Below are 9817 nucleotides of genomic sequence, written 5' to 3'. Positions count from 1 at the left end.
CACGCCGCCGTGCGGCTGGCCGGTGTGCACGCCCTGGCCCACCTGGCCGACGACGCCCCGCCGGGCCGGGACGACCTGGTGCAGATGGTCATCGACGTGCTGTGCGCCTACCTGCGCATGCCCTACACCCCCGCCCCCGACCCGCTGCCCGAGGAGGCCACCGAAGAAGAGAGGGCCGAGCACCGCGACCGCGAGCTGGAGTTCGCCTCCTTCCGCGAAGTGCGGCACACCGTCCTCCGTGTCATCGGCGACCGCCTGCGCGAGCCCACCCGCTGGCGGGGCAAGAACTACGACTTCACCGGCGCCGTCTTCGACGGCGGTGATCTCACCAGTGCCCGCTTCACCGGCGCGACGGTGAACTTCACCGAGGCCCACTTCACCGGTGCGACGGTGCACTTCAACGGGGCCCGCTTCACCGATGGGAAGGTGGACTTCAACGGGGCCCACTTCACCGGCGGGCAGGTGGACTTCAACGAGGCCGAGGGTACGTGCCCCATCGGGCTACTGGCCGCCATCGAGCGCGGAGAGCCAGAGGTAGTGGTCTTGCCCGCCCCGTGGCGGCCGCCCGACGGCCAAAACGATGAACAAGAAGCCCCAGAGGCCTCTGATCGCTGACATCTCCACTGCGCCGACCGCTGACATTCCCGCTGCGCTCAACAGGGCCTCAGGGTCGTGTGCTGACCTCAGCCATGGACCTGTACCGGCTGGTCTCAGGTCCCCACTGAGAGGTGGATGGAGAGGGATCGCGAGAACGGCCGGACGCCGTCCTGGTACCTCGATCCTCCGGGCGTCAGATGCCGCGGATGCTGGCCGCGGTGAGGGCGGCTTCGACGTCCTACTGGGCGGTCCGCCGAGTCATTCTAGTTTTCCCCGGCCTTACCGTGCTCAGTCCGCTGAGAACGGGCGCAACGGCTTCTCGCTCCACACCAGACCGCTCCTGCAAGAAAGCAGGAACTCATGCACCGGAACCTGTGCCGCGAGGTCACCAACGTGTCGCACAACCTGCACAACGTGGCTCATGCGGTCCTGAGTCGTTGGATCGGGAAGAAGATCGGCCTGCACTTCGACTTCGACGCGTAACACCGAAGCTCTCCTGACCTGCCCGCGGTCCACGAGAACGTGCAGATGTCCCACGGCGTACACGGACGCGGCGTACCCACTGGACGTGGCCATGCTGTTCTTGCGGTGTCTCGGGCGGCCCTTCCACGAACTGCGCATATCGCCGCAATCCGGACTCGTTGGTGTCTGCGGGGGCGGAGGCCGCCAGTAAAGTCGTGTCCACCGTCTGGGCGTCGGGTCGGCACCCCGGGGGTCGACCGCCTCAGGCCGGCGCCGCCGGCTTCGGTCGCCCTGGACGGAGGCGTACTGCAATGAAGGAGACCGAGCACGGGAAGTGCCCGCGCGGCCGCCAGCCGGGCGGAGCATGGCAGATCGCGGTCGGCGTGATCCTCACGCTTCTGGCGATCGTCCGATTCCTGCTGGGTTGGTCCCGGCAGTAGAAAGGTCCTGGCCAACGGATTACAACCGCTAGCCAGGACCTAACCCGAAGGCGAGGGGCTCGCGCGTCCGTGCATGGTGGCGCGGGCCCTTCGTCGTGCGTGGGCAACCCCGGATAGGGCTGCGTCAAAGGTCTCTCACGCACTCGCACTATATATCGGCTAGTGCACGTACAGCGGAAACGCGGGGACAAAGAAGGTGCTGCGCGGTAATCCATGGAGGGACATGCGCGGTACTGCGGGGGCATGCGAGGGCATGCGAGGGCATGTGGGGTAATCCCCGGTCGGGCAGGGCTGGACGCCTGCGCGGGCGGTTCAGAAGAGCCGCTCGCCCGGTGTGGGCATGCCGGCGGATCGGGCTGCGGCGATGGCTGCCTCGACGTCCTCGCCCCTCTCGCGGGCGGCGAGGATCGCCTCGCGTACTGCCGCGGCACGCCCGCGCGGACCGCGCGCGTCCAGCAGCGGTCCGCTCCACTGCCGGGCCTGGCACTCCTCGCCGTTGCGCCGGCGCGGCACGAGGGAGAGGTGGTCGGGCTGCTGGCAGGCGGGCTCGTCGCAGCTGTGGGCGAGCACGAGGTCGGCCTCCTCGGTGATCAGGCCGCGGGCCAGCTGGTATCCCAGCACGTGGGCGCTGACCATGCGCCGCGTCCCGTCCGCCCGCGAACCCACGCGGACCTTGACGTGCCCGGTCGAGGAGAGCGTCCCCAGCCACGGTGCGCACCGGTCGGCGCCGCGCCAGCACACCCGCGCCCAATAGCGCTCCCGCACCGCCGGATCGGCCAGTCACACGCGCCAGTCGTCGAGGCCGACCGCGCCGCGGCGGCTGCGCACCGGTCCATCCGCCGCTGGCGGCGACACCGCATCGCCGAAGAGGTCGTGCTCGGGGTCGGGTCCGCTGTTGCCCACTCGCACATGATGGCGCCCGCCCTTACCGGGCAACAGCGGCACGCAGCCCTTCCAGCGGGAGGTCCACTTCAGAGTGGATCCCCCGCCCGTCGGTGGCACGCCAGGTCATCCAGGTGACAACCGGTCCCGTCCCGGGCGGGAAGGCCTGGGGCTATGCCTGCGTCCGCCCCATTCGTTCACCCGTGCGTGAGGTCCCCCGATGTCGGCGCCCCCGTCTCCACCAGGTCGGCGACGAGTGCGGCCAGCGCTGCCGGCTCCTCCAGCCAGGGGAACCCGGTGCTGGGGGCCGCCCGCACCACGCGCGCCCCGGGGACGTTGCGGGGCACCACGGTGCGGACCTGTTCGCTCAAGTGGCCGAGTTCTCCGGAGTAGACGGTGAAACGCTCGGGCTCCGCGCTCAGACGGGCGAACCAGTTGTGCTCCGGCGGCACCGGGGCAACGCCGGCCGCGGGGAGATCGAGAGGCATCGACCGGGTCATGTGGTCGGTGGCGATGTCGCGGAGCAGGCGCCGGTCCTGTTCGTCCAGAGGCGCGCAACTGCCGATCGAGTGCTCCACCATGATCTCGACCCCCTCTGGGGGGACGGTCCCGTGCTCGCGCAGCTGTTCGGAGTAGGGGGCGATGGCCTTCAGGAAGTGCCCGGTGTCGGAGCCGAGCGTGCCGGTCTGGAAGCCGGGGTGGCCGATCAGCGCAGCGGTGTCGGGATTGATCAGCAGGCCGTGCGCGGCGCTGCGGTCGGCGACGAGTTCGGCGCCCGCGCTGGCGGCGAGGTCGGGGGCCACCACCAGATCGGCGCCCGTCTCGGGCAGAACGGTGCGCGCCGCCTCCGCGATGTCCTGGGTCAGGTCGGGCGGAGTGATGCGGCCACTGGGCGGCTGTTCCACCGCGAGGGTGCGGACCCGGCTCGGCAGCGCCTCCCTGAGACGCCACCAGACCTTCTCGTTCCCGAGCGGATGGAGGAAGCAGACGAGGGGGGCGGTTCGGGCTTCAGGCATGTCGGCCTCCTCCGGAGGGGGTGCGGGCACGGATCATGCGTGCCCGCACCGGCCTTGTTCCACACGCGTGGTCATGGTCCCGTGATCGTCAGAGGCATTGAGCAGCGCAGTCGATCCCCAGTGCGCCGGCGCAGGCGGTGCACATAAAACAGGAAACAGTATTCGTCGCGCAATACATGCATGTGCCGACGCAGTCCCCGTTCACGTTGGCGCCGATGCAGGCCAGGAAACAGGCGCGGAATCCAGGATCGGCGGCCTTGGTGACGGCGGTATCCGCCGGTTCGCGCGCCTGCGTGCGTTCTCCGTCCCGATACAGTTCGCCCACCGCCTCGCCCGTGGGCTGGTGGAACCCGAGAACCTCCCGCTCAGCATCGGGAAGAAGGGTGATCCCGTAGGGGGCGCTCACGCCGATAGTGGCGAGGGTGGTCGCCCGACTGCCTTCGTGCGGGACACAGCCGATCACCTGATCCTTGCTATCCCGGATGCCGAAGATCTCGGACTCCTGAGCACCGCCCCATCGACGGATCCCCGCACGCATAGGTTCGCTGTCCAACAGTTCATGGCGTTGCTCATCCGACAGGGCAAACACCGGGGGCTGCTTTTGTCCTTGGGCCTGGGCCGGTGCGGCGCCGGCGCCGAAAACCACGGCGCCGATACCGGCCACCGCACCCCCGGTGAACAGAGTGCGCCGGTTGAGGCCGCCCTGTTGGCCACGACGCTCCGCTCGCGCCCGGGCTTCCTGCCCCAATAGCCCGATGATCGACGAGGCGCGCGAGAACCCGAGGAGCCGCACCAAACGGATCCTCATGGGCAAGCCCATCCATACAGCCAGCCGAGCCCCGTCCCAGTGGATCAGCGCAGGCCCGTCCGGAACCGTCCGCCCGGCTTGGGTGAAAAGCTCTCGAATGTGAGGGGCATGGAGCGGTGCGACATCCAGACCGGGGACGTTGAGGGAGGCTACGGAATCGGCGACGTGCGAGCAGCTTGCGCAGTGGGACGCGTACAGCAGCGTGTAGCTCATGGAGACCTCGAGGGGTTGAGGGGGATTGAGTCACGCCCCGGCCTTGCCGCGCATCCCCCACGAAAACTTCACTGTCCGAATTCGGACAAATACAGAAATAGCATTGACGGGCTGGTCTCGCCGCGACCGATGAGATGCACGCCCCGAAGTTCTCGCGATAAGGGGTACCGGTAAGGAGCGTGTCACCAGGTGCCGACTGAACTACGGGTGGCTTGAGTAGCCACAGCCCGAAGTACGGGGTTGTCCACAGCTCCGAAGTCGGCCTGGCGCCGCCCGCCGGTCGGCGAGGATGCTGGTGGCGGTGACCGGCCGCCCGCGGCGGTCCTCGCCCCGGATCGGCGCTCACACATAGGTCGGCGCCCTGCCACGCCAGGCAGGGGGCCGCACTCGTGTCTCGGGTCAGTCAGCGGTGGTGGGCGGCAGCGGCGGCTGCGCTACGGTCGGCGCTTGTTGGCCCGGTGCCGCCACTCCGCGGCCTGTTCGAGGCGGCCGGTCGCCTCCAGTAGGTCGGCCAGGCGCGCCATCGCCTCGGGCTCTCCGGCCCCGGCCGCTTTGCGGAACCAGTACTCCGCGTCCTTGATGCGGTCCTAGCGGGCCACCTGCTCATCAGTGAGGAACTCAACCGGCATGCCCCCAGAAGCTACGAGTAGGCCCGGTGCTCCCGAAGCTCCGGCGAGGGGCAAAGTAACCGGCAGGTAGCTGGTCAGCGACCATGGGGATATCAGCGGAACGCGCATGAACCAGTCAGTCGCGCGAACACGAACCCCTCAGTGATCCAGGTCGGTCATATCGAGGCTGAGCGGGTTGTCAGCGGCGGCGGTGGGCGTCTCCGCGTCCTTTGACCACGAAGCTGCCCGGTCCGAAGTGTTCTCGCCAGGGGTTGAGGTAGGACCGCAGCCGCCCCTCGTAGCAGTCGGCCAGTTCGGAGGCCAGCATGGTCGCCTGCTGCAACGCGTGCCGGTCACCCGTGAGGCGGGCGTGCCCTGCGGCTTCGGAGAGCGCCGCGTTCAGCTCGACGGCCAGAGCGTGAAGGCCGCGCTGAACCCGGCTGGCGGTCTGGTCGTCAATGCGGTCGTCGGGGCCGCCGGCCGGGTTCAGCTGCGTGGGTAGGCCCTCGGGTAGGGACAGCGCACGGCGGAGTTCGGTGATCGCGGTGGACAGCACGGGACTCGCGGTCTCCCACAGCGGCCCGTAGCCGTCGGGGTCGGCGCAGATCGTCAGGACGTGGGTGACGGCTCCGGCGACGCAGAAGGCGTCCCAGGCCGTGCGCAGCACACCAGCGGTGTCCTGCCGGTTCTGGTCGTAGAGGTGGTCGCGAGCCTGCTGTAGGAGGTCTGCGATGGGTTGCTGGTCGTCCACGGCAGCGCCTTCCTGTCGGTCCGCGACTCCTGTTGCTACGGCGAGCGGCCACGTAGGAGGGTCAGCTGTCCTGACTCGGCTCCAGCGCCGGATGCGCCCGCCCGGCGCGCAGCTCGGCGAGGTCGGGGATGTGGTTGTAGAGCGTGCCGGGGCTGCCCCCCAGCAGCTTGGCGATGGAGGCCACCGAGTACTCCGGGCGCGGCAACATGTCGCGGGCCGCACGGATCAGGTCGTCGTTGACCACGCTGGGCCGCCCGCCCACGCGGCCAGGCCCTCGCGGGTGCCGGCCACGATCAGCTCGCGGATGAACTCGGCCAGCGCGGCGAAGACGTGGAAGACCAGCCGCCCGCCGGGCGTGGTGGTGTCCAGGCGCTCGTGCAGCGAAGTGAACCCGACGCCTTGGCGGCGCAGTTCGGCGACCATGGTCACCAAATCGGCCAGGGAGCGGCCGTAGCGGTCCAGCGAGGGCACGCCGGCGGTGGATCCCTGGGGCCAAAAGGGGCGGATGAGCGGTGTCGAGTGATCCGTTGAAGATTCGGTAGCGCCTTAACCTGAATCCGTGAAGGATCGGATCGACGGGCTCTCCAATCGCCAGCAGCAGCTCGTCCGAGCATGGCTGCCCACTGCCGAGGTGGTCGTCGACCACAGCTGGGGACTCGTCGGTACCACGGTGCTCGAGCTGCGGCACGAAGCAGAGCGCTACATCGTCAAAGCCGGCGATGAGAACGACCACCACCTTGCCCGGGAGATTCAGGCCCACCACAGGTGGCTGCGGCCCTGGACCTCGATCGGTCGGGCACCCGAGCTCGTGAATGCTGATCATGACGCAAAACTCGTCGTCACCCGGTACCTGCCCGGCAGGTTGGTCGAGGGAACCGATGCTGAGCACGAGCCACACACCTATCGGCAGGCCGGCGAACTACTTGCCGACCTGCACGAGCAAGCCAGCGTCGGCGACGCCGAGTTCGAGGCACGGGAGCAGGAAAAGACGCTGCGGTGGCTGGACAAACCACACCGAATCGACCCCAACGTGGTCACGCGACTGCGCTGCATGGTGGAGTCGTGGCCGACCCCGCCGAGCAGGCTGGTGCCGACCCATGGCGACTGGCAGCCCCGCAACTGGCTCATACATGAGGAAACGGTAAGCGTGATCGACTTCGGTCGTTGCGACCTTCGTCCGGCCTTTACTGATCTGGCGCGGCTGACCGCGCAGCAGTTCCGTTCCGACGCCTCGCTCGAGGCAGCCTTCTTCGAAGGCTACGGGCCAGATCCGCGGGAGCAGGCGGCGTGGCACCGCAACCGGATCCGCGAGGCGATCGGCACCGCGATCTGGGCCTATCACGTCGGCGACGAACCGTTCGAGCAGCAGGGTCATCGGATGCTCGCCGAAGCCCTCGCCGACGAGCCTCACCGTTAAGGGTGTTGGTAAGGAGCGTGGGACCTTCGGAGAATCGCTCCGGGTTTCTGATAGCAGTGCTCTCCCGGACATAGATGGCGCCCTCGCGTGGTCGACGACGACAAGCGCCGCGCGATCCTGGCCCGCCGCGCCGAGGGTCAGTCCTTGCGCGCGATCGCCCGCGGGGTCGGGGTGAGCCTGGCCGTGGTGCACGGCGAGGTCACGGCCGTCAAGAACAGCACCGAATCGCAGGAGCACCCTGGCCAGTAGGTGGAGTCACGGCCCTACCGCCAAATCCTGCAGTAATCCTCCTCGCCCCCCGGGTTTGCGGCTGGTGACACGGCGGGACCCGTACTTGGTCTGCCCCCGCATATCACCGCTGCGCCGCCCGTCGACAGGAGGCGTCCGCCGACCGTCGCGCCCCCATCCCCGGCCCCGGCGCACCGCCCCGGACGTGCACCGGAGCCCTTGCGCGCCGACACTCCACCCGGTGCGCGAGAGGCCAGTGGTCGCCATGGGAAAGGAAAGCACTTCCGTCCTCCCCGGCGCCGGTGACCGGTAGCGGCCGATGCACGGTCGGTCCGCATCTGCGGACGTAGTGTTACGACCTCGGCATCCACAACGGTGCGATCCCCGGAACCGGGGCGCACAGATCGGAGGAAACGATGTTCAGCCGGTCCCGGCGCGCCTACGGGCGCGTCGCTCTGATCGTGTCCGTGATCGCCGCTGGCGTGCTGGTCTCGGCGAGCCCTGCCTCAGCCCACACGCTCAATCAGGCGGTCCGCGCCCCCGCGGGCTGTGCCTGGCTCAGCGGCGGCTACAGCCAACTGGACTCCGACGCGGTGGAGACCTCCTCGGGGACCAGGTACGGAACCGTCTATCTGCTGTGGAGCAACACCTACCGCCAGAACTGCGTCGTCACGCGCAAAACCGGCTCGCTGCACGGGACTTCGACCTGGACCGACGCCACGCTCTACAGACAGGACGGCGGGTCCTCCTGGAACCGGTCGAACTTCTCTCACTACGCCGCCGCCTCCGCGGCCACCGGGGGCGTGTGCGTAAAGTACCGCGGCATCATCCGCAGCGGACAGGGCAGTAGCGGCGGGACCAAGGCCGAGGGCGGCCGGAGCACGTGAGGCAACTGCGGATAGCCCCGCCCCTCCCGGCCCCGCTCTAAGCACGTTCCTCACCTTCGAGAACAGGGCCGTCCGCGCAGAACCGGGCAGACAGTGAGCGGACGACTGCACCCGAGTCGGCAACGACAGCATCAGCTGTCGTTGCGCTACAGCGGCGGGAGCTGGTTGACGAAGTAGCCGATGACACTGCCGACCACACCACTGATGAGCACTAGGAAGATGTCCTTGCGGTGGCGCTGCCACCACGTGGGCCGCTCGGCACGGGGACCGTTGATCAGCACCGTCTTCAACGGCGGGGGAGATCGCCAGAGGGCCCTGCCGACACCGGCGGCGATGGCAAGCGCGAGCGCGCTCATCATGAGCGCGCCTTCGGCGTCGTCGGGATCCAGGTCCCACCACACGATCACGACGGGCAGAAGCGCCCCGGTGCTGCCCAGCAGCGCGATGAGGAGGCGTCGCAGCGTGTGGGTGGTCGGCACGGGCTGCGATCCGACTACTTCCACGAGCCGCTGGGCGGCTCCGCGGGCGCCGTTGTCGGGCTCGTCGACGACCAGCTGCGCCTCGGTCGGGGTGATGAGTAGCTGCGGGGCGGTGGGGCCGCGGCGTCCGGTGATGCTTAGGCGCTGCAGGCGCTCGGGCCCGCCGGCCGCGGCGTAGGCGGCAAGGGCCTCGGGGGCGGTGCCGGTGGTGTCGCGGTCGTCGTGGAAGTCGATCTCGACGTTGCCGCACTCGTCTTCGACCATGCGTGCGGCCTCGACCAGTTCCTCGCGGTAGAGCCGGACCAGACGAGGGGGATCTCGCTGCGGCGGGCCGGGCGTGGGAGAGGACGGACACCTCGTCGGCCGGTTCCTCCGCGGGCTCGGGGGCGGTCATGCTCCGGTGATACCGCACCCCTCAGACGACGCCGGTTATGTCCGGATATCGGCGGTCAAAAGGCGCCGCTGGAACGACAGTCCCGAGGGCGACACTACTCCTCCCCCGCCTCGCGCCCGCCGCAACCACTCTTCGGCTTCCTCGACCCGTCCGTTCTACTTCAGCAGCAGGCCGAGGAAAGCTCGGCGACCTCCTCGATCCGCCCCCGGGGAAGTGGCGTCGACAGACCGGTGCGGGCCAGATCCACCGCCGCGGCCACCAGTGTTGTGCCCCGGGTTCTGTGCAGACTCTGATCCCAGGAAGGATGCAGAGCATGGCACCACCGAGGAAGTACAGCGACGAGCTTCGTGAGCGGGCCACGCGGATGGCGGTGGAGGCGATCGCGGCCAAGGGCCAGAGGATGGGACCGATCCGCCGGATCGCCCGGCAACTGGACCTCCACCCCGAGGCGCTGCGGTCGTGGGTCAAGCGGGCCGAGATCGACGCCGGCCGGGCACCCGGCCAGACCAGTGAGGTCACCGAGCGAATCGCCGAACTCGAACGCGAGAACCGGGAACTGCGGCGGGCCAACGAGATCCTCAAAACATCCGCCGCGTTTTTCGCGCAAGCGGAGCTCGACCGCAAGACCCAGTAAC

General features: G+C 69.0%; 15 protein-coding genes. 7 read left to right on the top strand and 8 right to left on the bottom strand.

Features of this window, described 5'->3' with window-relative positions; all coding sequences use genetic code 11:
- From LP52_RS05000 to LP52_RS28685, 3 genes are all read left to right on the top strand, one after another.
- On the top strand, window positions 1–615 hold a 615-nt coding region (locus LP52_RS05000; RefSeq protein WP_040271193.1), incomplete at its 5' end, for a pentapeptide repeat-containing protein.
- A gap of 342 nt (window positions 616–957) precedes the next feature.
- Window positions 958–1080 (top strand): hypothetical protein, encoded by a 123-nt coding sequence (locus LP52_RS28690; protein WP_274518781.1) that lies wholly within the window; start codon window positions 958–960, stop codon window positions 1078–1080.
- A 290-nt stretch (window positions 1081–1370) separates the two neighbouring features.
- Window positions 1371–1499, top strand: coding sequence for a hypothetical protein (locus LP52_RS28685; protein WP_274518780.1), 129 nt, complete (start codon window positions 1371–1373; stop codon window positions 1497–1499).
- Between the two features lie 312 nt (window positions 1500–1811).
- On the opposite strand, the gene LP52_RS04995 is transcribed toward LP52_RS28685, so the two are convergent.
- The 7 genes from LP52_RS04995 to LP52_RS28215 all read right to left on the bottom strand — a co-directional run bounded on the left by LP52_RS04995 (window position 1812) and on the right by LP52_RS28215 (window position 6248).
- Window positions 1812–2264: a hypothetical protein gene (locus tag LP52_RS04995; protein ID WP_202966043.1), complete on the bottom strand. Its 453-nt coding sequence runs from the start codon at window positions 2262–2264 to the stop codon at window positions 1812–1814.
- A gap of 15 nt (window positions 2265–2279) precedes the next feature.
- The gene (locus LP52_RS28680; RefSeq protein WP_274518779.1) at window positions 2280–2402 is read right to left on the bottom strand and encodes a hypothetical protein; all 123 of its coding nucleotides are present in this window, start codon (window positions 2400–2402) and stop codon (window positions 2280–2282) included.
- A 176-nt stretch (window positions 2403–2578) separates the two neighbouring features.
- The gene (locus LP52_RS04990; protein WP_052809434.1) at window positions 2579–3397 is read right to left on the bottom strand and encodes a hypothetical protein; all 819 of its coding nucleotides are present in this window, start codon (window positions 3395–3397) and stop codon (window positions 2579–2581) included.
- An 88-nt stretch (window positions 3398–3485) separates the two neighbouring features.
- Window positions 3486–4418: a hypothetical protein gene (locus LP52_RS04985; RefSeq protein WP_040271171.1), complete on the bottom strand. Its 933-nt coding sequence runs from the start codon at window positions 4416–4418 to the stop codon at window positions 3486–3488.
- Window positions 4419–5225: 807 nt separating this feature from the next.
- The gene (locus LP52_RS04980) at window positions 5226–5777 is read right to left on the bottom strand and encodes a hypothetical protein (RefSeq protein ID WP_040271170.1); all 552 of its coding nucleotides are present in this window, start codon (window positions 5775–5777) and stop codon (window positions 5226–5228) included.
- 61 nt (window positions 5778–5838) lie between these two features.
- Complete coding sequence (locus tag LP52_RS28220) at window positions 5839–6021, bottom strand: hypothetical protein (RefSeq protein WP_238580740.1); 183 nt, start codon at window positions 6019–6021, stop codon at window positions 5839–5841.
- The gene (locus LP52_RS28215) at window positions 6003–6248 is read right to left on the bottom strand and encodes a recombinase family protein (RefSeq protein ID WP_238580739.1); all 246 of its coding nucleotides are present in this window, start codon (window positions 6246–6248) and stop codon (window positions 6003–6005) included. Before LP52_RS28215 ends, LP52_RS28220 begins: the two co-directional genes overlap by 19 nt.
- Before the next feature lie 88 nt (window positions 6249–6336).
- Between LP52_RS28215 and LP52_RS04970 the strand changes: the two genes are divergently transcribed.
- The 3 genes from LP52_RS04970 (at window position 6337) to LP52_RS04965 (ending at window position 8309) form a co-directional block, all read left to right on the top strand.
- The gene (locus LP52_RS04970; protein ID WP_040271169.1) at window positions 6337–7194 is read left to right on the top strand and encodes an aminoglycoside phosphotransferase family protein; all 858 of its coding nucleotides are present in this window, start codon (window positions 6337–6339) and stop codon (window positions 7192–7194) included.
- 87 nt (window positions 7195–7281) lie between these two features.
- Window positions 7282–7443: a helix-turn-helix domain-containing protein gene (locus tag LP52_RS26165; RefSeq protein WP_084722897.1), complete on the top strand. Its 162-nt coding sequence runs from the start codon at window positions 7282–7284 to the stop codon at window positions 7441–7443.
- A 395-nt stretch (window positions 7444–7838) separates the two neighbouring features.
- Window positions 7839–8309: a hypothetical protein gene (locus LP52_RS04965; protein WP_040271167.1), complete on the top strand. Its 471-nt coding sequence runs from the start codon at window positions 7839–7841 to the stop codon at window positions 8307–8309.
- Window positions 8310–8455: 146 nt separating this feature from the next.
- Here LP52_RS04965 and LP52_RS04960 read toward each other — a convergent pair whose 3' ends face one another.
- A complete protein-coding gene (locus tag LP52_RS04960) occupies window positions 8456–9052 on the bottom strand; it encodes a hypothetical protein (RefSeq protein WP_040271165.1) in 597 nt (198 codons plus the stop codon).
- 443 nt (window positions 9053–9495) lie between these two features.
- On the opposite strand from LP52_RS04960, the gene LP52_RS27625 reads away from it, so the two are divergent.
- Entirely contained in the window at window positions 9496–9816 is a 321-nt protein-coding gene (locus tag LP52_RS27625; protein ID WP_169775342.1) for a transposase, read from the top strand.
- The last annotated feature ends 1 nt before the right edge of the window (window position 9817 follow it).

It is taken from the genome of Streptomonospora alba (assembly GCF_000826685.1).
In the GTDB taxonomy this organism is placed as follows: Bacteria; Actinomycetota; Actinomycetes; order Streptosporangiales; family Streptosporangiaceae; genus Streptomonospora; species Streptomonospora alba.
Note: the sequence above shows the minus strand (reverse complement) of the source record. Positions and strands in the feature narration are given on the sequence as shown.